Source organism: Erythrobacter sp. AP23, assembly GCF_001542855.1.
Classification (GTDB): domain Bacteria; phylum Pseudomonadota; class Alphaproteobacteria; order Sphingomonadales; family Sphingomonadaceae; genus Qipengyuania.
This window is the reverse complement of sequence record NZ_LNBY01000006.1, coordinates 1-23,752: the sequence shown is the minus strand read 5'-3', so window position 1 is coordinate 23,752 and position 23,752 is coordinate 1. Positions and strand designations below refer to the sequence as shown.

Annotated in this window: 28 protein-coding genes; 21 read left to right on the top strand and 7 right to left on the bottom strand. The window is 65.0% G+C overall.

What is annotated here, in order from left to right; translation table 11 throughout:
- Positions 1–140: 140 nt before the first annotated feature.
- On the bottom strand, positions 141–509 hold the full coding sequence (locus ASS64_RS04980) for a response regulator (RefSeq protein ID WP_067690854.1): 369 nt from the start codon (positions 507–509) through the stop codon (positions 141–143).
- Between the two features lie 7 nt (positions 510–516).
- Here ASS64_RS04980 and ASS64_RS04975 point away from each other — a divergent pair, with 7 nt between their 5' ends.
- From ASS64_RS04975 to ASS64_RS04955, 5 genes are read left to right on the top strand one after another with little or no spacing between them, the layout of a single operon-like run.
- Positions 517–846 carry a DUF3572 family protein gene (locus tag ASS64_RS04975; RefSeq protein WP_083508186.1) on the top strand — a complete coding sequence of 110 codons (330 nt, stop codon included), beginning with the start codon at positions 517–519 and terminating at the stop codon, positions 844–846.
- Positions 843–1,472 carry a hypothetical protein gene (locus ASS64_RS04970; protein ID WP_067690843.1) on the top strand — a complete coding sequence of 210 codons (630 nt, stop codon included), beginning with the start codon at positions 843–845 and terminating at the stop codon, positions 1,470–1,472. Before ASS64_RS04975 ends, ASS64_RS04970 begins: the two co-directional genes overlap by 4 nt.
- Entirely contained in the window at positions 1,469–1,924 is a 456-nt protein-coding gene (locus ASS64_RS04965; protein WP_067690840.1) for a RidA family protein, read from the top strand. The genes ASS64_RS04970 and ASS64_RS04965 overlap by 4 nt, the downstream gene beginning before the upstream one ends.
- Positions 1,908–2,669: a glycerophosphodiester phosphodiesterase family protein gene (locus tag ASS64_RS04960; protein WP_234002330.1), complete on the top strand. Its 762-nt coding sequence runs from the start codon at positions 1,908–1,910 to the stop codon at positions 2,667–2,669. Before ASS64_RS04965 ends, ASS64_RS04960 begins: the two co-directional genes overlap by 17 nt.
- Positions 2,666–3,802 carry a GNAT family N-acetyltransferase gene (locus ASS64_RS04955; RefSeq protein ID WP_067690835.1) on the top strand — a complete coding sequence of 379 codons (1,137 nt, stop codon included), beginning with the start codon at positions 2,666–2,668 and terminating at the stop codon, positions 3,800–3,802. Before ASS64_RS04960 ends, ASS64_RS04955 begins: the two co-directional genes overlap by 4 nt.
- Here the strand turns inward: ASS64_RS04955 and ASS64_RS04950 are convergent.
- A complete protein-coding gene (locus ASS64_RS04950) occupies positions 3,799–4,128 on the bottom strand; it encodes a hypothetical protein (protein WP_157075084.1) in 330 nt (109 codons plus the stop codon). The genes ASS64_RS04955 and ASS64_RS04950 overlap by 4 nt on opposite strands.
- A gap of 291 nt (positions 4,129–4,419) precedes the next feature.
- Here ASS64_RS04950 and dksA point away from each other — a divergent pair, with 291 nt between their 5' ends.
- The 8 genes from dksA (at position 4,420) to ASS64_RS17105 (ending at position 10,938) form a co-directional block, all read left to right on the top strand.
- Positions 4,420–4,875: an RNA polymerase-binding protein DksA gene (gene dksA / locus ASS64_RS04945; RefSeq protein ID WP_067690833.1), complete on the top strand. Its 456-nt coding sequence runs from the start codon at positions 4,420–4,422 to the stop codon at positions 4,873–4,875.
- Between the two features lie 104 nt (positions 4,876–4,979).
- Entirely contained in the window at positions 4,980–5,354 is a 375-nt protein-coding gene (locus ASS64_RS04940; RefSeq protein WP_067690830.1) for a PilZ domain-containing protein, read from the top strand.
- 45 nt (positions 5,355–5,399) lie between these two features.
- Positions 5,400–6,860 (top strand): ABC transporter substrate-binding protein, encoded by a 1,461-nt coding sequence (locus tag ASS64_RS04935; protein WP_067690828.1) that lies wholly within the window; start codon positions 5,400–5,402, stop codon positions 6,858–6,860.
- 5 nt (positions 6,861–6,865) lie between these two features.
- A complete protein-coding gene (locus tag ASS64_RS04930) occupies positions 6,866–7,282 on the top strand; it encodes a DUF4112 domain-containing protein (RefSeq protein ID WP_067690825.1) in 417 nt (138 codons plus the stop codon).
- Between the two features lie 37 nt (positions 7,283–7,319).
- Complete coding sequence (locus tag ASS64_RS04925) at positions 7,320–8,111, top strand: tryptophan 2,3-dioxygenase (RefSeq protein WP_067690821.1); 792 nt, start codon at positions 7,320–7,322, stop codon at positions 8,109–8,111.
- A 10-nt stretch (positions 8,112–8,121) separates the two neighbouring features.
- Entirely contained in the window at positions 8,122–8,772 is a 651-nt protein-coding gene (gene kynB, locus ASS64_RS04920; RefSeq protein WP_067690818.1) for an arylformamidase, read from the top strand.
- Positions 8,765–9,982 carry a kynureninase gene (gene kynU / locus ASS64_RS04915; RefSeq protein WP_067690815.1) on the top strand — a complete coding sequence of 406 codons (1,218 nt, stop codon included), beginning with the start codon at positions 8,765–8,767 and terminating at the stop codon, positions 9,980–9,982. The genes kynB and kynU overlap by 8 nt, the downstream gene beginning before the upstream one ends.
- A gap of 251 nt (positions 9,983–10,233) precedes the next feature.
- A complete protein-coding gene (locus ASS64_RS17105; RefSeq protein WP_083508185.1) occupies positions 10,234–10,938 on the top strand; it encodes an L-2-amino-thiazoline-4-carboxylic acid hydrolase in 705 nt (234 codons plus the stop codon).
- Between the two features lie 286 nt (positions 10,939–11,224).
- On the opposite strand, the gene ASS64_RS04905 is transcribed toward ASS64_RS17105, so the two are convergent.
- Positions 11,225–11,815 carry an HNH endonuclease gene (locus ASS64_RS04905; protein WP_198147651.1) on the bottom strand — a complete coding sequence of 197 codons (591 nt, stop codon included), beginning with the start codon at positions 11,813–11,815 and terminating at the stop codon, positions 11,225–11,227.
- Positions 11,816–11,945: 130 nt separating this feature from the next.
- Between ASS64_RS04905 and gluQRS the strand changes: the two genes are divergently transcribed.
- From gluQRS to ASS64_RS04880, 5 genes are all read left to right on the top strand, one after another.
- Positions 11,946–12,788 (top strand): tRNA glutamyl-Q(34) synthetase GluQRS, encoded by an 843-nt coding sequence (gene gluQRS, locus ASS64_RS04900; RefSeq protein ID WP_067690806.1) that lies wholly within the window; start codon positions 11,946–11,948, stop codon positions 12,786–12,788.
- A gap of 10 nt (positions 12,789–12,798) precedes the next feature.
- Complete coding sequence (locus ASS64_RS04895; protein WP_067690846.1) at positions 12,799–13,029, top strand: HIG1 domain-containing protein; 231 nt, start codon at positions 12,799–12,801, stop codon at positions 13,027–13,029.
- Positions 13,030–13,041: 12 nt separating this feature from the next.
- Positions 13,042–13,620, top strand: coding sequence for a cob(I)yrinic acid a,c-diamide adenosyltransferase (locus tag ASS64_RS04890; RefSeq protein ID WP_067690803.1), 579 nt, complete (start codon positions 13,042–13,044; stop codon positions 13,618–13,620).
- A 71-nt stretch (positions 13,621–13,691) separates the two neighbouring features.
- Positions 13,692–14,564: a 3-hydroxyacyl-CoA dehydrogenase NAD-binding domain-containing protein gene (locus ASS64_RS04885; RefSeq protein ID WP_067690800.1), complete on the top strand. Its 873-nt coding sequence runs from the start codon at positions 13,692–13,694 to the stop codon at positions 14,562–14,564.
- Positions 14,565–14,839: 275 nt separating this feature from the next.
- On the top strand, positions 14,840–15,184 hold the full coding sequence (locus ASS64_RS04880; RefSeq protein WP_067690797.1) for a hypothetical protein: 345 nt from the start codon (positions 14,840–14,842) through the stop codon (positions 15,182–15,184).
- Here ASS64_RS04880 and ASS64_RS04875 read toward each other — a convergent pair whose 3' ends face one another.
- The 3 genes from ASS64_RS04875 to mutS are packed head-to-tail and all read right to left on the bottom strand — an operon-like array spanning position 15,185 to position 18,677.
- Positions 15,185–15,592 (bottom strand): YidH family protein, encoded by a 408-nt coding sequence (locus tag ASS64_RS04875; protein WP_067690794.1) that lies wholly within the window; start codon positions 15,590–15,592, stop codon positions 15,185–15,187.
- A gap of 38 nt (positions 15,593–15,630) precedes the next feature.
- The gene (locus ASS64_RS04870) at positions 15,631–16,026 is read right to left on the bottom strand and encodes a hypothetical protein (RefSeq protein ID WP_067690791.1); all 396 of its coding nucleotides are present in this window, start codon (positions 16,024–16,026) and stop codon (positions 15,631–15,633) included.
- A 26-nt stretch (positions 16,027–16,052) separates the two neighbouring features.
- Positions 16,053–18,677 (bottom strand): DNA mismatch repair protein MutS, encoded by a 2,625-nt coding sequence (mutS, locus tag ASS64_RS04865; protein WP_067690788.1) that lies wholly within the window; start codon positions 18,675–18,677, stop codon positions 16,053–16,055.
- A gap of 113 nt (positions 18,678–18,790) precedes the next feature.
- On the opposite strand from mutS, the gene ASS64_RS04860 reads away from it, so the two are divergent.
- Together ASS64_RS04860 and ASS64_RS04855 are read left to right on the top strand one after the other, a co-directional pair.
- The gene (locus ASS64_RS04860; protein ID WP_067690784.1) at positions 18,791–21,049 is read left to right on the top strand and encodes an NADP-dependent malic enzyme; all 2,259 of its coding nucleotides are present in this window, start codon (positions 18,791–18,793) and stop codon (positions 21,047–21,049) included.
- Between the two features lie 4 nt (positions 21,050–21,053).
- Positions 21,054–22,190, top strand: a complete 1,137-nt coding sequence (locus ASS64_RS04855) for an aminotransferase class V-fold PLP-dependent enzyme (protein ID WP_067690781.1) — start codon at positions 21,054–21,056, stop codon at positions 22,188–22,190.
- Here the strand turns inward: ASS64_RS04855 and ASS64_RS04850 are convergent.
- The gene (locus tag ASS64_RS04850; RefSeq protein ID WP_067690779.1) at positions 22,187–22,858 is read right to left on the bottom strand and encodes an SDR family NAD(P)-dependent oxidoreductase; all 672 of its coding nucleotides are present in this window, start codon (positions 22,856–22,858) and stop codon (positions 22,187–22,189) included. The two genes, ASS64_RS04855 and ASS64_RS04850, sit on opposite strands and share 4 nt — an antisense overlap.
- 195 nt (positions 22,859–23,053) lie before the next feature.
- Between ASS64_RS04850 and ASS64_RS04845 the strand changes: the two genes are divergently transcribed.
- Positions 23,054–23,659, top strand: coding sequence for an outer membrane protein (locus tag ASS64_RS04845; protein ID WP_067690776.1), 606 nt, complete (start codon positions 23,054–23,056; stop codon positions 23,657–23,659).
- Positions 23,660–23,752 lie beyond the last annotated feature (93 nt).

Genomic DNA, 23,752 nt, shown 5'->3' with positions numbered 1-23,752 from the left:
CACGCCCCCACCCGGCCACCCACGGCACGGTATCTTATGGGTGGCCGGGTGGGGGCGTGGGCCGGTGCCGCAAGGTAAGCGCGGACGCGCTTACCGCACCCAACAAAGACTCCGAGAACTCGAAACGACCTCTCGACCGATTACCCCGGCAACAACGCCCGCACGGCGGCCATGAAGGGGCCGATCGATACCGGCTTGGCAAGATAATCCGCCGCCCCCGCATCGCGGATGCGCTCCTCGTCCCCCTTGCCGGCATAGGCGGTCACCGCCAGCACCGGCACCTCTGCCAGCGCGCTGTCCGCCTTGAGCTGGGCGATCAGGTCGATCCCGCTGACATTGGGCAGCTGGATATCCATAATGACGAGATCGGGCGCGAATCGCTTCGCGGTGGGCAGCACGTTCTGCCCGTCGGACACGGGCACCACTTCGTGGCCGTTTGCCTTCAGCACGTCACAGAACAGCTTACGATTGAGATCGTTGTCCTCGACAACGAGGATTCTGTTTGCCACTTGGCCCATGCCTCCACGCAGTGTGAGGGCGCCTTATGCAAAAGCGGGAGCGCTGACAATTATTCGCGAACCAACCCAGCAGGAAACACGGTCGCCCGACGTTCTGGCGCTGGAAGCGCTCGGCTGGGCTCTGGCCGATGACAAGCGCGCCGAACGTCTGCTGTCGCTGACCGGCCTGACGCCCGACCGATTGCGGAACGGTCTGACCGATCGCGGCGTTCAATCTGCAGTGCTCGAATTCCTCGCCAATCACGAACCCGACCTGGTGCTGGCCGCCGATGCGCTGGACACCACGCCGGAAACGCTCGTCGCCGCCGCACGGGAGCTGTCCGCATGAGCCGTCCGCTGATCGTTTCCGATTGCGACGAAGTGCTGCTGCACATGGTCTCGCCCTTCCGTGACTGGCTGGCCGAAACGCAGGGCGTCGAATTCCGCATGGAGGGTCGCGATTTTTCGAAGGCGCTGCGCTGGCAGGACAGTGGCGAAATCCTCGCGCCCGAGGAAATCTGGTCGAAGCTCGGCGGTTTCTTCGACACGGAAATGCACCGCCAGACACCTATTGGCGGCGCCATCGAGGGGATTACCGCCCTGCGCGAACACGCCGATGTCGTGATCCTCACCAATCTGGTCGATAAACGCCAGGAAATGCGCCGCGCGCAATTGCTCGATCACGGGCTCGATGCGCGGGTCTTCACCAACCAGGGACCCAAGGGGCCGGCGCTGCAGGCGATCCTCGAGGAATACAGCCCCTCGAAAGCCATCTTCATCGACGATCTCGCGCAGCATCACCGTTCGGCGCGCGAGACCGTTGGCCAGATCACCACGCTCCACCTCTGCGGCGAACCGCTGCTCGCCCCGCATATCGATTGCGCGCACACATCGGGCCATGCCGATGCGCGGATCGATCGTTGGGACGAAGCGCTGCCGTGGCTGCTGGGCGAAATCGAGAAGGAACCTGCATGAGCATTCACGACCGTCTTCGCGCGCATGGCATCACGCTGCCCGCGGCAGCGGCGCCCGTCGCCAGCTATCAGCCCGTCGTGGTCGATGGCCACACCGCCTATGTGTCGGGCCAGCTTCCCTTTATCGACGGCAAGCTGGTGACCGGCAAACTCGGCGAGGACGTCGCGCTCGATCGGGGTGTCGCCGCGGCGCGTGCCTGCGGATTGATGATCCTGTCCCAGCTCGAAGCGGCAGGGCTGATCGAACGCGTGGCGCATATGGTCAAACTCGGCGGTTTCGTCGCGTCGATCCCCGATTTCTTCGATCAGCCGAAGGTCATCAATGGCGCCTCCGACCTGATGGTCGAGGTGTTTGGCGATCCCGGGAAACACGCGCGCAGCGCGGTGGGGGTGCCGGTCCTCCCGCTCAATGCCGCGGTCGAGGTCGATGCGATCGTTGCTCTCAAGGCTTGATCGCCTCTTCGTAGCCCCGCCCGATTCCGCGCGGGTCGGCTGGCTGCGCGACTGGACCTTTGCCCATCGCGGGCTGCATGACGAGCATGCTCCGGAAAACTCGCTTGCCGCCTTTGCAGGGGCGGTCGAGCGCGGCATGGGCGTGGAATGCGATATCCAGCGCAGCCGCGATCACGCTGCGATGCTCATGCACGACTGGGAGCTGGAACGGCTTACCGGCGTGACCGGTCCGACCGCGTGTTATTCGGCCGAGGAACTGGCGCGGATCGCCTATCTCGACAGCGAGCACATGCTGGCACGACTCGACGATCTGCTGGCGCTGGTCGAGGGCAGGGTGCCGATCCTGGTCGAGATCAAGTCGCGCCGCAGATACGATATCGAGGAAAGCTGCGTCGCCGTGCGCGATGCGCTGGCCGGATATGAAGGGCGCCATGCGGTGATGAGCTTCGACCCGCGTGTCGCGCGCTGGTTCCGCAAGCATTCGCCGCGCACCGTGCATGGCCTCGTCATGCGCGAGGATCATATGGGCATGACGCAGAAGCCGTGGCAGCGGCATCTGGCGCTCTGGCTCGCGCGGCCCGAATTCATCGCCTATCATGTCGCGGCCTTGCCCAATCCGATGGTCGCCTCGCTGCGCACGGCTGGCATGCCGGTGCTGACCTGGACGGTGGATACGCCGGATCTTCTGCGACACGCCTTGCTCCACGCCGATGCGCCGATCGCCGAAGGGGCGGGCGTGCCATGAGCGACGGGGGGCTCGCTGCGCGCGTCGGCGGTTCGGTCGGTGCATTCGACCGCGCCGAATGGAACGCGCTCGCCGGCTCCGACAACCCTTTCGTCTCCCACGAATTCCTCACTGCGCTGGAGGATTCGGGCAGCGTCGGGGCGGGGACCGGCTGGCAGCCGGCGCCGCTGGTCATCAGTGCCGAAGACGGGCCGCTGGTCGCCGCCATGCCTGCCTATCTCAAGGGGCACAGCCAGGGCGAATACGTCTTCGACCATAGTTGGGCCGATGCCTATGAGCGCGCCGGGGGCAGCTATTACCCCAAGCTCCAGATCGCCGCGCCCTTCACGCCGGCGACCAGGCCGCGCCTGCTCGTCTCGGACGAGGCCTATGCCGCGCCGCTGCTGGCTGCCGCCGAGCAATTGTGCCTGCAGAACGGGTTCTCCTCGGCGCATGCGACCTTTATCGAACCGGAACAGAGGACGCTGTTCCAGCGGGCCGGGTGGATGCTGCGCAGCGATATCCAGTTCCACTGGCACAATCGCGGCTTCGCCGATTTCGACGCGTTCCTCGCCACGCTCGCCTCGCGCAAGCGCAAGGACCTGCGCAAGGAACGCGCCGCGGCGCAAAGCCAGGTCGATATCGCGCGGCTGCGGGGCGACGACATTCGCCCCGAACACTGGGATGCCTTCTGGCGGTTCTACCAGGATACCGGCGCGCGCAAATGGGGCACACCCTATCTGACGCGCGAAGCCTTCGACCTGCTGGGCGAGCGGATGGGGGAAAAGATCCTGCTGGTGCTGGCGTTACAGGAGGGCGAACCGATCGCCGGTGCGCTCAACTTCATCGGTCGCGATGCCCTTTACGGTCGGTATTGGGGCTGCACGCGCGACGTGCGCTTCCTGCATTTCGAGCTATGCTACTATCAGGCGATCGACGCGGCGATCGAACTGGGCCTCTCGCGGGTGGAAGCCGGCGCGCAAGGGGGGCACAAGCTCGCGCGCGGATACGAACCGGTCGAAACCGTCTCGGCACATTGGTTCGCCGATCGCGGGTTTCGCCAAGCGGTGGCCGATTTCCTCGAACGCGAACGCGCGGGCGTGGACGCCGATTGCAATTATCTCGCGACCCGCACGCCGTTCAAGAAGGCCTAGGCGGCTCGGCGGCTTCCGTCGGCGAGCCATTTGCGCGCGCGGCGCTGCGCTTCGGCGATTTCGCGCGCGGTCATTTCGTCCGAAACGTCGGCGCGGCACCAGCTGGCTTCCTCATGCCCCTTCGAGGCGGCAATGTTGAACCATTTGTGTGCCTCTATCATGTCGCAGACCGTGCCGTGGCTGCCGGTCGAAAACGCGACGCCGAGGTCGTAGAGTGCGTCGACGCTGCCGCGTTCGTATGCCGCGAGGCACCGGGCGACCAAGGCCGCGGCTTCCTCGCCCTGGATGATCGTGCCGTTGCCACCTTCGATACCGGTAAGCTGCATCGTCATTCCCCCTGAAGGACCGGCATCGATTGCCGGACGATCAAGAATTGCCAAAATTATGGTCAAGAAGTGGTTAACGCGGTGCGGTATTTCTTTCTGCCGGGCCCGATCAAAGGCGCTCTCGCCCCGAAAAACGCACAATTCGACGGCTCATCGGATTGGCGCTTGTGTGGCCGGGGGTGCTTGCCTATACGCCGCGCCCAACGGGTCATCCGGGGCACCGGAAAAATCCGGGCCGGCGGGTCGGCGGTGGTCCGAAGGCTGAATTCGACCGAGTTGAGAGGGTCCTCAATGGCCTCTGTGGCAAACGACAAGGAAAAGCTGGCCAAGGCACGCGCCGCGGTCGGTGCTGAGTACGTACCCGACGACAGCGAAGAATATATGAACGAACGGCAGCAGGAATACTTCCGCATGCTGCTGCTCGATTGGAAGAAATCGATTCACGACGCGGCCGGGCAGACGCTGCAGTCGTTGCAGGACGGCCCAATTCGTGAACCCGATCTCAATGATCGCGCGTCGTCGGAAACCGACTGGGGGATCGAATTGCGCACGCGGGACCGCCAGCGCAAGCTGATCTCGAAGATCGATTCCGCCCTGCGCCGGATCGACCAGGGCGAGTATGGCTGGTGCGAAGTGACCGGCGATCCGATCGGCCTGAAGCGGCTCATCGCCCGGCCTGTCGCAACCATGACCGTCGAGGCGCAGGAAGCGCATGAACGGCGCGAGAAGATTTCGCGCGACGATTGATCGCGCGATAACCGAATGTTTAGGTCTCGACCCTAGCGTGTAATCCGTCCCGGAACGGTCCGGGGCTGGGTCCGCACTGAGCACGCAAGGGTACGATTAACGCCATGTCCTCGGTCGATACGCGCCATGTCGCTCGCGACAGCCTGTTTCTCTTCGCAGATCTGACCTTCGAGGGTCAGTCCGAATCGACGCGGGTCAAGGTGCGCAACCTGTCGGCTGGCGGGATGATGGCGGAGAGCAGCGAAATCGTTGCTTCGCGCGGAGACCGGTTGGCCATCGATTTGCGCAATGTCGGTATCGTCAGGGGAAGCGTCGCCTGGACGCAGGGCAACCGCTTCGGGGTCGCATTCGAAAGCGATATCGACCCGAAGGTCGTGCGCGCACCCATCGGCACCAGCCCGGAAACCCCGCGCTACGCCCGACCGGCGGTTTCCACGCCGACATTCTCCGAAGAAGAGCGCCGCATCCGCAACCTTTGAATTGCGTGGCTGACGCCGGCGACCGTGGCTGCTAACCGGGCGTCCATGCGCCGCTGGCTTCTCGCATTCCTGTCCGCTTCGCTCGCCGCCTGCGGCGCGGGAGCCGATGACGGGATCGTCGATGTCGTCTTCATCGCCGAGCCCGAGGAGCTTGTGGCCGAAGGGGTGAGGCTGGGCTATGCAGGCCAGCACATCCGCGCGGCGCTCTCCACCGGCTTGGTACGGATCGATTCGCGCGGTGAGGTCGTGCCCGGCGTGGCCGAGCGTTGGATCGTCACCGATGATGGGTCCAGCTACATCTTCCGCATCAACGAATTCGACCTGGCCGACGGGACGCGACTGACGGCGCAGGGGGTGCGCGATGCATTGCAGCGCCGGCTGCGCCAGTTGCGGGGCACTTCGCTCGGCCTCGATCTCGCAAAGATCCGCGATATCCGGGCGATGACCGGGCGCGTCGTCGAAATCCGGCTGACCAGCCCGATGCCCGATTTCCTGCAATTGCTCGCGCAGCCCGAACTCGGCATCGATCTGGCCGGGCAGAGTGCCGGCCTGATGGCGCGCGACACAGAGGATGGAGTGGCGGTGCTTGCCCCGCTGGCACCCGAATTGCGCGGATTGCCCGAACAGCCCGGCTGGGAAGACATCGTGCGCCAGGTACGCGTACATGCAGCCGATGCCGAGCAGGCGACGGAAGGCTTCTCTCAGGCGACCTTCGACCTCGTGCTCGGCGGACGGTTGGCCAATTTGCCGCTGGCCAGTACCGGCCCGCTTTCGCGCGGTAATGTGAGGCTCGATGCGGCGGTCGGCCTGTTCGGGCTCGACGTGCGCAAGCCCGGCGGTTTCCTCGAGACGATCGCCAATCGCGAAGCGCTGGCCATGGCGGTGGACCGGGCCGAGCTGATGGCCCCATTCAACATCGGCGGCTGGATCCCCTCGACCCGGATCGTGCCCGTCGCCCTGTCGACCAATAGCGAACCGCCAAGCGAGCGCTGGGTTGCATTGTCGCTCGAACAAAGGCGCAGCGAGGCACGTCAGCGGGTGGCCCAATGGCGTGCGGGAAGCGGGCAGGAGCCGCAAGTGTCGATTTACCTGCCCCCGGGTCCCGGTTCGGACCTGCTGTTCGACGGGCTGGCCGAGGATTTCGCCGCGATCGGCGTTTCCGCCACGCGCGTCGAGAGCGCGGACGCGGCGGATCTGTCCTTGCGCGATCGCGTGGCGCGCTACGCCTCGCCGCGCTGGTTTCTCAACCAGTTCAACTGCGAGATCCGGCCGACGCAATGCAGCGAGGATGCGGACTATCTCGTGTCGCTGGCGCTCGATGCGCGCGACGGGACGGAAGAGGCCTCCTATCTATACGAGGCGGAAAGCTCGCTGCTTGCGGCAAATCTCTACATCCCGCTCGGAGCGCCGATCCGCTGGTCGCTGGTGCGCGCGGATATCGAGGCCTTCAGCGAGAACCCCTGGAACATCCATCCCTTGTTCCCGCTGTCTCGCGCTCCCATTTAGCAATCATGGACAATCCCAACCGCCCTCGCCCGATGGGAATAGAGCTGCCGACAGGCACCGATCCGGTCTCGATCCGCAAGCGGATCGAGGCGATGGAGCACCTGCTCGAACGCAGCCTGGTGGTGCCCGGCACCAAATACCCCATCGGTCTCGACACCATCATCGGTTTTGTCCCCGTGATCGGCGATATCGTGACCGCGGCCATGGCCGCCTATATCGTATGGGAAGCCAAGAATCTGGGCCTGCCGCGCTGGAAACTGTGGCGCATGATGGGCAATGTTGCGATCGATACCGCCGTGGGTGCGGTGCCCGTCGTGGGCGATGCCTTCGACGTGGTCTATCGCTCGAACACCAAGAACCTGCGGATCGTGAAGAAGCACCTCGACAAGCATCACCCGCAGACGCAGGTGATCGAGGGGTAGTTTCATCCGCGACCATTGCGCGCTAGGGCTCTCGCCCATGGCATCCGATGTTACCTATTCGAGCTATCTCGACCTCGACCGCATCCTCGCGGCGCAGCACCCGGCATCCGACGCGCATGACGAGATGCTGTTCATCATCGTCCACCAGGCCTCCGAGCTGTGGCTCAAGCTGTGCCTGCACGAATTGTTCGAAGCACGCGAGTGCATCCGGCAGGACCGGCTGCGGCCCAGCTTCAAGATGCTGGCCCGCGTGGCGCGCGCGCAGGGGCAGCTGATCCAGAGCTGGGACGTGCTCAGCACCATGACCCCGCACGACTATTCGACCATCCGCCCGCATCTGGGCGGATCGAGCGGGTTCCAGAGCGCGCAATACCGGATGATGGAATTCCTCCTCGGCGGGCGCAATCCGGACATGATCACCATGCACGAGGCGACCCCCGAAGTGGCCGAGGCGCTGCGCGAGGAGCTGACGAAAAAGTCGATCTACGCCGAGGCGATCGCGCTCCTGTCCCGGCGCGGTTTCGACATTCCCGAGGATGTGCTGGCGCGCGACACGGTCGGCAAGTGGGAGCATTCGCCCGAGGTCGAGGCGGCCTGGGCGGAGATTTACAACCGGCCGAAGGAACATTGGGACCTCTACGAGCTGGCCGAAAAGCTGGTCGATCTCGAATACCATTTCCAGCGCTGGCGCTTCGGCCATCTGAAGACGGTCGAGCGGATCATCGGCTTCAAGAAGGGCACCGGCGGGACGCCCGGCGTGCCCTATCTCGCGGACGTGCTGAAGGCGGCCTTCTTCCCCGAATTGCTCAGCGTGAGGACCGCCCTGTGAGGACCGCAGCATGAGTTCCTGGCGTTCGCAGCGACGTATCTGGGATATCTCCCAGACGCTTCGTCCGGACCTGCCGGTCTGGCCGGGCGATACGCAATTCGCCTTCGAGCGGACGTGGACAATGGAGGATGGCTCGCCGGTCAATGTCGGGCGGATGACGATGAGCACTCATTCGGGCACGCATGGCGACGCGCCGCTCCACTATTCGGCAACTGCGCCCGATATCGCCAGCGTCGCGCTAGATCCCTATCTCGGCGAGTGTCTGGTGGTCGATGCCACCGCAGTGAGCGGCGGCAGCATCTCGGTCGGCGATTTGCCGCATCTCGACAGCGTCGATCGCGTGCTGTTCCGCACTTTCGAACGCTTCCCGCATGATGAGTGGGACAGCACCTTCACCGCGATCGATGCCGAGGCGATCGAATGGCTCGCATTGCAGGGCGTGAAGCTGGTCGGCACCGATGCACCCAGCGTCGATCCGCAGGACAGCAAGACGATGGACGCGCACAAGGCGGTGCTTTCCCACGACATGCGCATCCTCGAAGGGCTGGTGCTCGATGGCGTGCCGGAGGGGCGCTACGAGCTGATTGCGCTGCCGCTGAAGATCGCCGGCGGCGATGCCGGATTGTGCCGCGCGATCCTGCGGGAGCTGAGCGATGCTTGAGCGCGCGCGCGTTCTCGATGCGGGCGATCCGCTGGCGCAGTTTCGCGAGCGGTTCGAAGTTCCCGAGGGGGTCATCTACCTCGACGGCAATTCGCTTGGCTGCCTGCCCAATGCGACCCCCGCGCGGCTGGAGCAGGTGGTGCGCGAGGAATGGGGGCGCGACCTCATTCGCAGCTGGAACAGCGCCGGATGGATCGACCTGCCCGCCAAGGTCGGCGCGAAGATCGCGCCGCTGATCGGAGCGCAGCCGCACGAGGTGATTGCCTGCGACAGCGTTTCGGTGAACCTGTTCAAGCTGATCTCGGCGGCACTGAAGATGCGACCCGGGCGCAAAATCGTGCTGAGCGAGCCGGGCAATTTCCCGACCGACATCTACATGATCGAAGGGCTCGAAAACCAGGGCCTCGCCGAGCGGCGGCTGGCCGAGCGCGGCAAGCTGGTCGAGGCGCTCGACGGTGATGTCGCGCTGCTGCTGCTGACCCATGCGCATTACAAGACCGGCGAACTGTTCGACATGGAAGCGCTGACGAAGGCCGCGCACGAAGCGGGCGCGCTGGTCTTGTGGGACCTGTCGCATTCGGGCGGGGCGTTGCCCGTGGACCTGGGCGCCTGCGAGGCCGATTTCGCGGTCGGTTGCGGGTACAAATACCTCAATGGTGGCCCCGGCGCGCCGGCTTATGCCTTCGTCGCCGGCCGGCATCTGGCGGCGACCGAGCAACCGCTGAGCGGCTGGATGGGGCATGCGGCCCCCTTCGCCTTTTCGGACGATTACGAAGCCGCGCCCGGCATCGAGCGGCTGCTGTGCGGCACGCCGGGCATCCTCGGGTTGGCGGCGCTGGAAGTGGGCGTCGATCTGATCGCCGAAATCGGCGTCGAACGGCTTTATGCCAAGTCGAAGGCGCTCTCCGAGTTTCTCCGCCAGTGCCTCGCCGAAGGCGGCGTCGCGCTCGACTTCGTCAGCCCGGCCGACCCCGGCGCGCGTGGCAGCCAGCTCTCCTTCCGTCACGAGGAGGCCTACGCCATCTGCCAGGCGCTGATCGCCCGCGGCGTGATCGGCGACTTCCGCGATCCCGACATCCTGCGCTTCGGCTTCGCCCCCGCCTACCTGCGCTTCGCGGACATGGCCGAGGCTGCGCGGCACGTGGCCGAGGTGCTGGAGAGCGGCGAATGGCAGAAGGCGGAGTTTCGCGAGCGGGCGGCGGTTACCTGACGACCGATTTTTGGGTGGAAAGTGGAATGTCTGCTTCTGAAACTGAAGACAGCGAAAGAGGACGCTCATTCGTCGCAACCATTCTGGCAGCTCACAAACCATTGCGGAGGTTAGCGTGTCATTGTTCTAATCGAATGCAGGTGCTTGCTTCGTAAATTGGTCAGCATAGGTGAACGCCCCCGATCCCTCTTGAACAGTGAGTGAGGCTCCCCTACCATTGAGGGTGCCGACGCTGTTTGAAAAGGCCGAGGATGGAGGAGGAGGCTGCGTCGCTGTTCGGGCGATGCGGTTCACTTTGTGGGTCGGACACCCGCATAAGTGCATCCTTATGTCCGCGGAGAGCCAGCGTGGATTTCCTGCCTTATCCAGTCACATCAGCCGACCGGCTGACCGTTAGCCATTTTCGCAAAAGTCTCCCCAAACCCCTACGAGCGGATTTCGATGAGTCAGTAGAGGCTGTCATGACGTCCGAGTGCCTGTTCTCCACTGACAGAGTCACTCAAGGTCATTTGATAATTGGCGCTTGTGTAGTTAGTGCGCACCGGGTTTGGATGCGGCAACATCTTGATCCAGAGGAGGCCAAAGCAAAGGTTGCGGTCCCAATGAGTTCGCTCTGGAAAAGGAGCCTGAGGATCATGATGCGCTTGCTCTCATTCTTCTCGAGAGATGAGTTTGAAGCGCTTCGGCGATACACCAAAGAGCGTGGGGCCAGCGCTTTCGGTCCAAGCTTCGAGATCGAGTACGTCGAAATCGAAGAAGGCTTCGTCTCAGAAGTGCATACGTGCGGCTACAGCAGCTTCCTTAAGCGGCACGACGCAACACTCTTGCTGGATTTGTTTTGTGACTGGGACCGGATTTGGATTGATGCGCTCTCCAGCAATGTAAGCTTTCACCGCCCTCCCACACAAGCACATGGTGGCCGGACCTGCCGGTTCGAATTTAGGAGAAGATCCTAACCGCTCATGTCCGCTTCCAATTTAGGACACAACAAGCCAGCGCAAACTGCGTCCGCTTTTGGCGTGCTCGATGCTCGGAGTTTATAGCTGCAATCAGGTCGTTAGCGGGTATTCCGGAAAAGCTGTCCTACAGCACCCGATCCATGCCATTTCGGCCGGATGCAATGCTCCTCCGCCCACTCTGTACCGTGCCGGAACACGGCACGCGTACCCTCGGGCTTTTTAGCTCCTGGACAGTGTAACAGGCGGTCCATCTTTCAGCTTCATGGCCGCAGAGCTGAACGGATCACGCTTCCAGCTCGATGTCCCAATAGAGCCAGTCGCGCCAGGTTTCGTGCAAGTAGTTCGGCGGGAACTGCTTGCCGTGCTGTTGCAGCTGCCAATGCGTCGGGCGGATCGGCTTCGTGTAAAGCTGCATCCCGGCCTGCTTGGGCGTACGTCCGCCCTTCTTCATGTTGCAGGGCGCGCAGGCGGTGGCGATGTTCTCCCACGTGGTCTTGCCGCCTAGGCGGCGGGGGACGACGTGGTCGAAGGTGAGGTTGTTCATGGCGCCGCAGAACTGGCAGCTGAAGCGGTCGCGCAGGAAGACGTTGAAGCGCGTGAAGGCGGGAAATTCGCTCGGCTTCACATATTGCTTGAGCGCGATCACGCTGGGGATCTTCATGTCGAGGCTGGGAGAATGCACCTCGCGGTCGTAGGTGGCGATCACGTCGACCCGCTCGAGGAAGATGGCCTTGATCGCGGTCTGCCAGGGCCACAGGCTCAGCGGGTAATAGGACAGCGGGGTATAGTCGGCATTGAGGACGAGCGAGGGGCACGACTGCAGATTGCGCGTCGGATCTTCCTCGGCATTCCGGAACCTTGCGGCCCGTTCCAGCAATTCGGCCTTGAACACCTGTGCGTCCCTCCCGATAGCTTCGAGAATGCACTTGCAAGGAAAAGCGTCAAGCCTGTTACAGACAGGCTATCCACAGCCTGTCCACCAAAATGCCCACAAGCCTTAGCCCGTGACCGTCACCCGTTTCGCCCCCAGTCCCAACGGGCCGCTCCATCTGGGGCACGCCTATTCGGCGATCGTCGCGCATGATCTGGCGCGCGAAGCGGGCGGGCGCTTCCTGCTGCGGATCGAGGATATCGACGGCCCCCGCTCGCGCTCCGAGCTGGCGGACGAATTCCGCCGCGATCTCGAATGGCTGGGGCTCGAATGGGAGGAGGTTCCCGCGCAGTCGACCCGGCTGGCGAGTTACGAAGAGGCCGCACGCGGATTGCTCGAACGCGGCTACCTTTACCCCTGTACCTGCACGCGCGCGGAGATCGAGGCGATGGAGCCGCGCCTGGGGTCGCAGGGCGCGATCTATCCCGGGACCTGCAAGGGGCGGTTGCTCGATCCGGAAAAGCCGGCCGCATTGCGGCTCGATCTCGACCGGGCGATGGCCGATGCAGGCGAACTGACCTGGGAAGATGAACTGGCCGGACAGCAGATCGCCGATCCGCGCGAGGCGGGCGATGTGGTGATCGTGCGCAAGGACGCGCCGGCGAGCTACCACCTTGCGGCTACGCTCGACGATGCGGCCGATGCGGTAACGCTGGTGACGCGCGGGCAGGACCTATTCCCAGCGACGCATATACACCGGCTGCTGCAGGCGCTGCTCGGCTTGCCCGTCCCACGCTGGCATCACCATGCCCTGCTGCTCGATGAGAGCGGACAGAAGCTCGCCAAGCGCCGCGGATCGGGTGCTCTGGGCTTTGGGCTGGCCGATCGGCGCAGGGACGGAGAGGATGGACTGTTGCTTGCGGAGCAACTGCGCTTGCACCGTTTTCCGGCTGGTATTTCACTGCTGAGCGCCTAAATCCTTGGCCATGACAACCTTCCTCACCATCCTCCTCGTCATCCTCATGGTCCTGGTGGTCGCTTCGCTGATCCGCGGGATCGTCGCTTTCATGAAGAGCACCAAGATCGATCTCGAGAGCGGCGAACAGACCGACGCGAGCGACATGCAGCTGATGCAGAACAAGATGATGTTCGCGCGCATCAAGTATCAGGCGCTCGCGGTGGTCGTGGTCGCGGTGATCCTCGCCATCGCGAACTGATCCCAGCGCCGCGTGGTCAAGCTTACCAAGATCTACACGCGCACCGGCGATGACGGGACCACCGGTTTGGTCGACGGTTCGCGTCTGTCCAAACACGATGCGCGGATGGAAGCGATCGGCGCGGTGGACGAGGCGAATTCCGCGCTCGGGTTTGCTGTAGTGGCGTTGGCGGATGGCGAATATGCCGAGCCGCTGTACCGCATCCAGAACGATCTGTTCGACCTCGGCGCCGATTTGGCGACACCGGCTGCCGAAGACGACGATTTCGCGCCTTCGGACATGGTCTTGAGGGTCGTGGCCGCTCAGGTCGAATGGCTCGAGACCGCGATCGATGCCGCCAATGCCCGGCTCGAACCGCTATCCAGCTTCGTCCTTCCCGGGGGGAGCGAGGCAGCTGCGCGGCTCCATGCCGCCCGCGCCGCCACGCGCCGCGCCGAACGCGCGATGACCGCCATGGCCGCGCAGGCGCGAACCAACCCGCAGGCGCTGGCCTATATCAACCGGCTGTCGGACTATCTCTTCGTGTTGGCCCGGGTGGCCAATGAAGACGGGCGGGCCGACGTGAAGTGGATACCGGGCGCCAATCGCTGATCCGCTTGTAGCCAGAGGCCCGAGCCTTCGCTAGACCGCGCACTTTGCTGCACTTGCGAAGGGAAATCTCGATGAACGATACGGTCGCCATTATCGGTGCTGGGCAGATGGGCTCGGGCATTGCGCAGACCGTGGCCGCGCAAGGCATGGAGGTGCTGTTGGCCGATGTCAGCCTCGACGTCGCCGAGAAGGCGCATGCGGGAATCGACAAGGCGCTCGGCAAGCTGGTGGGCAAGGGCAAGATCGAGATCGCCGATGCCGAAGCGACGCTCAAGCGCATCACGCCCGTCGGCGACTATGCGCCGATGAAGGATGCGGGCCTGATCATCGAGGCTGCGACCGAGAAGGAAGCGATCAAGCAGGCGATCTTCGAGAAGGCCGGAGAAATGCTCGCGCCCGATGCGATCATGGCTTCGAACACCAGCTCGATCCCGATCACCCGCATGGCCAATTACTCTCCCGACCCGGCGCGGTTCATCGGGCTGCACTTCTTCAATCCCGTGCCGGTGATGAAGCTGATCGAGGTCATCCCGGGCCTCGCCACCGCGCAGACGACCACCGAACGCACGACGGATTTTGCCGAAAGCCTGGGCAAGGAAGTGGTGCTCTCGCAAGACGAGCCCGGCTTCGTCGTCAACCGCATCCTGCTGCCGATGATCAACGAGGCGGTTTTCGTCCTCGGCCAGTCGACCGCCGACATCGAGGATATCGACAAGGGCTGCCGCCTTGGTCTCAACCATCCCATGGGCCCGTTGCAGCTCGCCGATTTCGTCGGGCTCGACACCTGTCTCGACATCATCATGGTGCTCTACAAGACCACCCGCGACGCGAAATATCGCCCCGCGCCGCTGCTGGTGAAATATGTCGAGGCCGGCTGGCTCGGCCGCAAGACGGGGCGCGGGTTCTACGACTATTCGGGCGAGGTGCCGGTGCCGACGCGTTAGTTTGCTGCGTGGCTGCCGACATCCGTCGACAGCCTGCGGCGGCACCAGCCCACGCCCCACCCGGCCACCCACGGCACGGTAACTTATGGGTGGCCGGGTGGGGGCGTGGGCCGGTGCCGCAAGGTAAGCGCGGACGCGCTTACCGCACGCAACAAACAAATTCGGGAGGGGTAGCGGGATGGAACAGCAAGCCTTCGACGGATGTCGAAGGCGCAGCCAAAAACAACGGAACCCTCGCCCCATGCTCCCCGTTTCTCTCCCAAAGGAGACATTCGATGAGCAATTCCAAACCCGAGAGCCAGGAGATGCGCCAGTCGGGCCTCGCCCCGGAAACGCATAACGACGAGCAGGACGATCACCGCAGCCAGTCTCAGGAAGTGGCCGAGCAAGCGCAGCAGCTGACCAGCGAGACCGCCTCCCCCACCGAGAGCAAGAAGAGCGACAATGCTTCGGGGCCGATGGGCGATTCCACGCAGGATACGATCGACCATATGCGCGACATGGAAAGTTCGGGCCGCATCGACATGGATGCCTATACCGGCGAGCCGAACCATGACGACAATGTCGACAAATACGGCAAGGCGCGCAAACCCGACGGGCTGCGCGGCGATGGCACCTGATCAGTCGATCGAGCCGTCGTTCAGGATCCACAGGCCGGCGGTAAGCACTGCCGCACCGGTGGCGACGGCATAGGCCATCACGCGGAAGTTCGGCCGGGGAATCGCCTCGAACTGATGCGAGTCCAGCCGCTCCAGCGTGCGGCATGCGCGGCGCTCGGCGGTAACCGCCAGCCAGCCACCGCCGACGATGAACACCGTGGCAATGGCCTTGGCCAGCCAGGGTGGTTCGAAATCACCGAACACCGCTCTGAAGCCCAGGCCGATGCCGATGGCGGCAAAGGCGGTGCGCATCCAGCCCGCGAAGGTCCGCTCCATCGCCATGATGTTGCGGTCTTCCGCGAGGTCGGTGCGAAACTCCGCCCATTGCGTCGATTTGTCGGGTTTCTCCGGAGGATCGTCCTGCGCCATGCCCGAATAATGGCCGAGGGCTGGCCCCGGTTCCGGGCCTACTCGCCGCGTTCGACGGGCACGGGCGCGATTCTGACGGCGCCGGGTGGCGGTGCGGGCGCGCTTTCGATCATCGGCTGCGCGTCGTTGACGAGATGGCTGTGATCGATCGGGGTGGGCTGAAAGGGCTGCGGCTCGGCAGGACCGGCGGACTCGCTTTCGGCATACCAGGCGGACAGCGATGGGTCGTCCTCCCGCGACCGAGGCGTTCGCACCTGGTGGGATTGCGAGACGGGGCTGGCCGCCGCTGGGGGGCGCTCATCCGGAGGGACGTCGCCCAGCTGGCCGATGACGCCGGGATTGTCCTCTCCGCCGACCAGCAGCGCAACGGCCACCAGGAAGATGGCGACTATCGCCAGCTTCTTCGCCAAACCGGTGGAAAATTCGTGATCCATCGGGGCGTAATCTAGCCGGCGAAGGGTTAAACCTCGGTTTCGCTGGCCTTCGCTTTGAGCGTATAGAGCGTCTCGAGCGCCTCGCGTGGCGAGAGGGCATCGATATCGAGCTGCTCGATCGCGCTACGGAGGGGGTCCTCCTCTTCCTCCTGCATCTGCGCCGTGACAGCAAACAACGGCAGTTCGCCCAGCCCCGCGGCGAGCCCGCCGGTCGCCTCGCGGCCCTTTTCGAGCTTGTCGAGCACCGCTTTGGCGCGCTTGATTACCGGCGCGGGGACGCCTGCCAGCTTGGCGACCGACAGGCCGTAGCTGCGATCCGCCGGGCCCCTGGCGAGTTCGTGCAGCAGGACGAGATCGCCCTTCCATTCGCGCGCGCGGACATGATGCAGCGAAAGCGCGTCGCAAGTGTCGGCAAGGCGGCTGAGTTCGTGGTAATGCGTTGCGAAGAGGCAGCGGCAGCCGAGCTGTTCATGCACCGCTTCGACCACCGCCCAGGCGAGCGCCATCCCGTCATAGGTCGACGTGCCCCGGCCGACCTCGTCGAGAATGACGAAGCTGCGCTCTGTGGCCTGCGACAGGATCGCGGCGGTCTCGACCATTTCGACCATGAAGGTCGAACGTCCGCGCGCGAGGTTGTCGGACGCTCCAACGCGGCTGAACAGGCGGTCCGCCAGGCCGATCCGCGCTGTCGTCGCGGGCACGAAACTGCCGGCCTGCGCGAGCAGCATGATTAGAGCATTCTGGCGCAGGAACGTCGATTTACCGCCCATGTTTGGGCCGCCGATCAGCCACAGCCGATCGTCGGGTCCGAGCGCGCAATCGTTGGCGACGAAGCGTTCGCCCGCCTTGGCCAGCGCCTGCTCGACCACCGGATGCCGACCCCCGGTGACTTCGAGACACGGATCGTCGAGCATTTCGGGGCGCGCCCAGTCGCCCTCGGCGGCACGTTCGGCGAGCGCCGCGGATACGTCGATCCGCGCCAGCGCCGCGGCGGTCGCCGCGATCGCCTCGCGCGCGGCGACGACTTCGCTCACGAGCTGCTCGAAATGCGCCTCTTCCGCCGCCAGCGCATGCGCCCCGGCCTCGGCGATCCGTGTCGCCTCCTCGTGCAGACCGACCGAATTGAACCGCACCGCGCCCGCCATGGTCTGGCGATGGGTGAAACCGCTTTCGGCCGCCATCAGCTTGTCGCCATGCTTGGCGGGCACTTCGATGAAATAGCCGAGCACCTTGTTGTGCTTGATCTTGAGCGATGCGGTATCGGTCTCCTCGCGATACTTCGCTTCGAGCGCAGCGATCGCCTTGCGGGCATTGCCGCTGGTCTCGCGCAGTGCGTCGAGCGAGTGGTCGTAACCGCTGGCAATGAAGCCGCCCTGACTGCGTTCGGTCGGCGGCGAGGGGACCAGCGCGCGGGCGAGGTGATCGACCAGCGCGGCATGCCCGCCGAGCGCTTCGCTCATCCGCGCCAGCAGCGGGGGCAGGTCGCTGCTGGCGGCCAGCATGTCGCGCACTCGCCGCGCTTCGGCGAGCCCATCGCGAATCTGGCCAAGGTCACGCGGGCTGCCGCGCCCTGCCACCAGCCTGCCGAGAGCGCGCCCGATGTCGGGCGCCTGCCGCAGCACGGTGCGCAGGTCGGCGCGCAGCAGCGGATCGGCATGGAAATGCTGGACGCCGGCAAGCCGCTCCTCGATCGCGCTGCGTTCGGCGAGCGGGGCGGAAAGGTCCTCGGCCAGCTGGCGGGCCCCTGCGCCGGTGGAGCAGCGATCGACGCAGGCGATCAGGCTTCCCGTGCGCCCGCCGCTTTGCGCTTCGAGTATCTCGAGACTGGCGCGCGTGGCCGCATCCATTGCCAGATGCGCGCCCGATCCGCGTGCGACGGGCGGCAACAGGAAGGGCAGCGTGCCGCGTCCGGCATGATCGAGATAGGCGATCAGCCCCGCCGCCGCGGCCAGCATCGGCCGCGTGAAAGCGCCGAGCCCGTCGAGCGTCGCAACACCGTGTATGGTTTTGAGCCGTGCCTCGCCGTCTTCGCTGCGGAAGTCGGCACGCGGGCGGGCGATCACCTCGGCGGGCGCCGCGTCCCAGTCATCCGGCGCAACCACCTCGCTCGCGCTCATGCGGGCCAGCGCCGCATCGAGCGCCTGCGGGGCGCATTCCTCGAGCTCCATGCGCCCGGTCGAGATGTCGCAGGCGGCCAGGCCCACACCGTCGCGCACCGGGGCGACGGCGACCAGCAGGTTCGCGCGGCGTGGTTCGAGCAGTGCTTCCTCGGTCAGCGTCCCGGCGGTGACGAAGCGCACGATATCGCGCGCGACCAGCGCCTTCGATACCGGCGTGCCTTCGCGCTTGGCACGTTCCTTGGCTTGTTCGGGCGTCTCGGTCTGCTCCGCGATGGCCACGCGGCAACCGCCCTTGATCAGCCGCGCGAGATAGCCCTCCGCGGAATGGACCGGCACGCCGCACATGGGCACCGGTTCGCCATCATGCTCGCCGCGCGTCGTCAGCGCGATGTCGAGCACGCCCGCGGCCACCTTCGCGTCGTCGAAGAACAGCTCGAAAAAGTCGCCCATGCGGTAGAACAGCAGCGCATCGCCCGCCTCGCGCTTCAATGCGAGATATTGCTGCATCATCGGGGTGGGCTTGCCGGACATGAATCGGGCCTAGCGAGCGTGGCGGCGATTCGGGAGTCGGCCCACCCTTGCTTTCCCCTATGACTTCGCGGTCCGAGCGGTTAGGGGCTGCAGCGCAAGACAAGAGGACGCCGATGCCCGACGAGAAATCCGCATTCACAACCCGCGAGGCGCTGTTCTACCACGAGACGATCCGTCCCGGTAAGATCGAGATCATCGCGAGCAAGCCGATGGCGAGCCAGCGCGACCTCAGCCTCGCCTATTCGCCCGGCGTGGCGGCTCCGGTGGAGGCAATCGCGGAAAACCCCAAGGATGCGGCGCGTTACACCGCGCGTTCGAACCTCGTCGCGGTCATTTCCAACGGCACGGCCATCCTCGGCCTTGGCAATCTCGGCGCGCTGGCGTCGAAACCGGTGATGGAAGGCAAGGCGGTGCTGTTCAAGCGCTTCGCCGATGTCGATTCGATCGATCTCGAACTCGATACGGAAGACCCGGAGAAGTTCATCGAGGCGGTCGCTTTGATGGAGCCCAGCTTCGGCGGCATCAATCTGGAAGATATCGCCGCGCCCGAGTGCTTCATCATCGAGCAGGCGCTGCGCGAGCGGATGAACATTCCCGTCATGCACGACGATCAGCACGGCACCGCGATCATCGCCGCTGCGGGCCTGATCAACGCCTGCCACCTGACCGGGCGCGAACTCAAGGACTGCAGGATGGTGGTCAACGGGGCGGGGGCCAGTGCGCTCGCCTGCACTGCGCTGATCAAGGCGATCGGCGTGCCGCACGAGAACGTGATCGTCTGCGACCGGTCGGGGCCGATCACGCCGGGCCGCGACAATGTCGACCAGTGGAAGAGCGCGCATGCGGTCGAGACCGCGGCCACCAGTCTGGAAGAGGCGCTCGAGGGTGCGGACATCTTCCTCGGCCTGTCCGCGGCGGGCGCGCTCAAGCCCGAATGGGTCGAGCATATGGCGGACAAGCCGATCATCTTCGCCATGGCCAATCCGGTGCCCGAGATCATGCCCGAGGATGCCAAGGCGGTGCGCCCCGACGCGATCATCGCCACGGGCCGCAGCGATTACCCCAACCAGGTCAACAACGTCCTCGGCTTCCCCTTCATCTTCCGCGGCGCGCTCGACGTGCAGGCGACCGCGATCAATGAAGAGATGAAAATCGCCGCTGCGCGCGCGATCGCCGAGCTGGCGCGCCAGCGCGTGCCCGACGAGGTCGCCGCCGCCTATGGCGTCAGCCACCAGTTCGGCGAAGACTACATCATCCCCGCGCCGTTCGATCCACGCTTGATGGAAGTGGTGTCGAGCGCAGTCGCCAAGGCGGCAATGGATACGGGCGTCGCCCAGGCACCGATCGAGGATTTCGATGCTTATAGGCTTGCGCTGAAGGTGAGGCTCAACCCGACCACCGCGGCGCTGACCAATATCTACGAGCAGGCCAAGGCCAATCCCAAGCGGATGGTCTTTGCCGAGGCGGAGGAGGATGTCGCGCTGCGCGCCGCGATCCAGTTCCGCGATTTCGGCTATGGCGAGCCGATCCTGGTCGGGCGGACCGAGAAGGTGCGCGAGAAGCTGGTCGAGCTGGCGGTGGACGATCCGGACGACTGGATCATCGAGAACTCGGCCGTGTCGGACAAGGTGCCGGCGATGGTCGACTTCCTTTACAAGCGGCTGCAGCGGCGCGGCTATACCGAGCGCGACGTGGGCCGGATGGTCAATCAGGAACGCAACGTTTTCGCCGCCCTGCTGGTCGCGCTCGGCCATGGCGACGGGATGATTTCGGGGCTGACCCGTACCTTCAGCCAGACCGCGCGCGAAGTCGCCCGCGTGCTCGATCCGGCGCCCGGCGCGGTGCCTTTCGGCGTCCATATGATGATCGGCAAGAACACCACCGTGTTCCTCGCCGATACGACGATCAACGAGCGCCCCACCGCCGAGCAGCTGGCGCATATCGCCAAGGAAACCGCCGCCGTGGCGCGGCGCATGGGGCACGAACCGCGGGTCGCCTTCCTGTCCTTCTCGACCTTTGGCAATCCTTCCGGCCAGTGGCTCGACAATATCCGCGACGCGGTGGCGATCCTCGATGCCGAAGAGCCGGGTTTCGAATACGAAGGCGAAATGGCACCCGACGCCGCGCTCAATCCCAAGGTGATGCAGCTCTATCCGTTCAGCCGACTGTCGGGACCGGCAAACGTGCTGGTCATGCCGGGCCTGCAATCGGCCAACCTCTCTGCCAAGCTGCTGCGCGAACTGGCGGGCGAGACCACGGTCGGCCCGATGATGATCGGCATGGAAAAGCCCGTCCAGATCGCGCCGATGACGGCCATCGCGCCCGATGTGCTGACGCTTGCGGTGCTGGCCAGCGCGGGGGTGGTGGGCTGAACCGGTGATCCCCTCCCAGCGGAGCCGCTTCGCCATCCCCGAGGGCGTGCACTACCTCAATTGCGCCTATATGGCGCCGCTTGCGCGGGACGTGAGCTCGGCGATGGTCGAGGGGGCGCGGCTGAAGGAGCAGCCGTGGCAGTTTCGCGCTGCGGATTTCTTCAGCGTCGCGGAGGAGTTTCGCGGCCGCGCCGCGCGGCTGGCGGGGGTCGAGGCGGACTGTATCGCGATCGTGCCTTCGGTGAGTTACGCGCTCGCCGTCGCTGCGCGAAACCTGCCTTTTGCCAAGGGCCAGCAGATCGTCACGCTGGCCGATCAGTTTCCGTCCAACGTCTATGCCTGGCGCGAACTGGCGAAGGAGAAGGGCGGCGAAGTGGTGGCGGTCCGGCGGCCGTCGCAAAGCTGCTGGAGCGAGGCGGTGCTCGATGCGATCGGCCCGGACACCGCGATCGTCGCGCTGCCGCACAATCACTGGGCCGATGGCCGGATGGTCGATCTCGTCGCGGTGGGCGCAAAATGCCGCGAGGTTGGGGCGGCGCTGGTACTCGACCTGACCCAGTCGCTCGGAGCCATGCCGATAGATTTCGCCGCGGTACAGCCCGATTTCGCGGTCGCCGCCTGCTACAAATGGCTTTTGGGGCCTTACGGCGTAGGCATGATGTACGTCGCCGCGCGCCATCACGACGGCGTTCCCATCGAGCACAACTGGATCAACCGCGGCGGATCGGAGGATTTCGCCCGACTGGTCGACTATCGCGAAGACTATCAGCCGGGCGCGCGGCGTTTCGACATGGGCGAGAAATCCAATCCGCCACTGCTGATGGGGGCGAGCGCAGCGCTGGATGTCCTGCTCGAGTTCGGCGTCGAAGCGATTTCCGACACTTTGGCCGCAGCGACTCAGACGATCGCCGACGAGGCCGCCAAGCTAGGGCTCTTATCGGCTCCGATTGGCATGCGCGCGCCGCATTTCCTTGCGCTCGAATGTCCTGCCGGCCTGCCCGATGGCCTCACCGAGAGGCTGGCTAAGGCGCAGGTGCATGTTTCGCAGCGCGGATCGTCGATCAGGGTCACGCCGCATCTCTACAACACTCCTGCCGACACCGAGGCGCTGATCGCCACCCTGCGCGAGTGCCTCGGCTAGAAGGGCAGGTCCTTGCCTGCGTAGTCGACGAAGCGGAACCCGCCACTGCCCGCGCCTTCGATCACATCGGCCAGCCCGCCGACGCTTTCTGCCACGGTCAGTTTGGCATTGGGTCCGCCCATGTCGGTCTGCACCCAGCCGGGGTGGAGCGAGAGTACGGAGATATCGCGTGGGCCGGCATCCTGTTCGGCAATGCCCTTGGCGAGCATGTTCAGCGCCGCCTTGCTGGTGCGGTAGAGCTCGTAGCCGCCCGAGCTGTCGGCGACCGAGCCCATCAGCGAGGACATGACCGCCAGCGTGCCGCCGTCCTTCAGGCTCGGCAGCAAAGCCTTTGCCGCGCGCGCTGGACCGAAGGCATTGGTCATCATCACTTCGGCCACCTCGTCGGCAGTTGCTTGCGAGGCGTCCTGGTGGCGGGCGCCGGTAATCCCGGCATTGATGACGATCGCGTCGAGCGTAGCGTCACCCAGGCCAAGCGCGCCATAGCTGTCCGGCCGGGTCACATCGCAGGTCACGATTTCGAGCGCCTCGCAGTCGAGCGCGTGCAGGTCTTCGCTCTTCGACCGTTCGCTCGCCACGACGTGCCAGCCGCGACCGAGAAATTCGCGCACCAGGCCAAGCCCGATACCGCGCGATGCGCCCAGGATGAAAACCGTCTTGCCAGCCATGCTTGTTTCCTCCGCGTGTTTCCTATCGAAGCGTCACGGCCTTCGGTGGGTTCCCTGTAACCTGCGATCCCCCGGTCGATTTTTTTGGCCGCCCATCGCTTTTCCTACACTTTGCGCCGTCCGGTTCATCGCCGTGCAAGCGCCGGATCGCCAACGGCGCCGCTGTGCAGACAAGCGCACACGAAAGGAATCGAAATGAAAAAGACAATCGCACTGGTCGCAATCGCAAGTGCCATGACTGCCGCGCCGGCCATGGCGCAGGACAGCAACACCGCACCCGGCGGCTTCTATGTCGGCGCGCTCGCCGGTTTCGAAGGACTCGACGTCGAATCGAGCGACGGCAGCGTTACCGCCGATGCGGATTCGGCAGTTTACGGGATCAACGCGGGATATGACCTCTCGCTCGGCAGCGCCTTCGTCGGTGTCGAGGGCGAGCTGTCGACCAGCGGCGGTTCGACCGAATTCCCCGGCAGCTTCGCCGGCGCGCGCGACGGGCTCGATGCCGATGGCCAGTATTACATCGGCGCCCGCGCGGGTTTCGCGCTGACCCCGGGCATCGCCGCCTATGGCAAGGTCGGCTACACCGCGCTCGACACGCGTGCCTTCACCAGCGCCGGTTCGCTCGGCGAGCTGGAAGAGAATGCCGATGGCATGCGCTTCGGCGGCGGCCTCCAGGTCCAGCTCCCCGGACCGCTCGAAGGCCGGCTCGAATATCGCCGCTCGAACTATAGCTCCGTGGGCGGCGATGTCGGCGATGTCTCGACCGATCAAGTCGTCGCCGGCCTCGGCCTGCGTTTCTGATCCGCACGCCGGTCATAGACGAATAAGGCGAGGCCGCCCGGGCGACCGGGCGGCCTCTTGCTATCTGCGCCGAAACCTGAAGTACCACACCTT

Excerpts from the sequence above, each read along its gene's own strand:
- ASS64_RS04955 (WP_067690835.1), top strand. The coding sequence starts at position 2,666 with ATGAGCGACGGGGGGCTCGCTGCGCGCGTCGGCGGTTCGGTCGGTGCA.
- ASS64_RS04850 (WP_067690779.1), bottom strand. The coding sequence starts at position 22,858 with ATGGCTGGCAAGACGGTTTTCATCCTGGGCGCATCGCGCGGTATCGGG.
- ASS64_RS04950 (WP_157075084.1), bottom strand. The coding sequence starts at position 4,128 with ATGCAGCTTACCGGTATCGAAGGTGGCAACGGCACGATCATCCAGGGC.
- ASS64_RS04925 (WP_067690821.1), top strand. The coding sequence starts at position 7,320 with ATGGCATCCGATGTTACCTATTCGAGCTATCTCGACCTCGACCGCATC.
- ASS64_RS04965 (WP_067690840.1), top strand. The coding sequence starts at position 1,469 with ATGAGCATTCACGACCGTCTTCGCGCGCATGGCATCACGCTGCCCGCG.
- kynU (WP_067690815.1), top strand. The coding sequence starts at position 8,765 with ATGCTTGAGCGCGCGCGCGTTCTCGATGCGGGCGATCCGCTGGCGCAG.
- ASS64_RS04935 (WP_067690828.1), top strand. The coding sequence starts at position 5,400 with ATGCGCCGCTGGCTTCTCGCATTCCTGTCCGCTTCGCTCGCCGCCTGC.
- ASS64_RS04930 (WP_067690825.1), top strand. The coding sequence starts at position 6,866 with ATGGACAATCCCAACCGCCCTCGCCCGATGGGAATAGAGCTGCCGACA.
- ASS64_RS04870 (WP_067690791.1), bottom strand. The coding sequence starts at position 16,026 with ATGGATCACGAATTTTCCACCGGTTTGGCGAAGAAGCTGGCGATAGTC.
- ASS64_RS04970 (WP_067690843.1), top strand. The coding sequence starts at position 843 with ATGAGCCGTCCGCTGATCGTTTCCGATTGCGACGAAGTGCTGCTGCAC.
- mutS (WP_067690788.1), bottom strand. The coding sequence starts at position 18,677 with ATGTCCGGCAAGCCCACCCCGATGATGCAGCAATATCTCGCATTGAAG.
- ASS64_RS17105 (WP_083508185.1), top strand. The coding sequence starts at position 10,234 with ATGGAGGAGGAGGCTGCGTCGCTGTTCGGGCGATGCGGTTCACTTTGT.
- ASS64_RS04845 (WP_067690776.1), top strand. The coding sequence starts at position 23,054 with ATGAAAAAGACAATCGCACTGGTCGCAATCGCAAGTGCCATGACTGCC.
- ASS64_RS04895 (WP_067690846.1), top strand. The coding sequence starts at position 12,799 with ATGACAACCTTCCTCACCATCCTCCTCGTCATCCTCATGGTCCTGGTG.
- ASS64_RS04875 (WP_067690794.1), bottom strand. The coding sequence starts at position 15,592 with ATGGCGCAGGACGATCCTCCGGAGAAACCCGACAAATCGACGCAATGG.
- ASS64_RS04860 (WP_067690784.1), top strand. The coding sequence starts at position 18,791 with ATGCCCGACGAGAAATCCGCATTCACAACCCGCGAGGCGCTGTTCTAC.
- ASS64_RS04975 (WP_083508186.1), top strand. The coding sequence starts at position 517 with ATGCCTCCACGCAGTGTGAGGGCGCCTTATGCAAAAGCGGGAGCGCTG.
- dksA (WP_067690833.1), top strand. The coding sequence starts at position 4,420 with ATGGCCTCTGTGGCAAACGACAAGGAAAAGCTGGCCAAGGCACGCGCC.
- ASS64_RS04940 (WP_067690830.1), top strand. The coding sequence starts at position 4,980 with ATGTCCTCGGTCGATACGCGCCATGTCGCTCGCGACAGCCTGTTTCTC.
- ASS64_RS04880 (WP_067690797.1), top strand. The coding sequence starts at position 14,840 with ATGAGCAATTCCAAACCCGAGAGCCAGGAGATGCGCCAGTCGGGCCTC.
- ASS64_RS04885 (WP_067690800.1), top strand. The coding sequence starts at position 13,692 with ATGAACGATACGGTCGCCATTATCGGTGCTGGGCAGATGGGCTCGGGC.
- kynB (WP_067690818.1), top strand. The coding sequence starts at position 8,122 with ATGAGTTCCTGGCGTTCGCAGCGACGTATCTGGGATATCTCCCAGACG.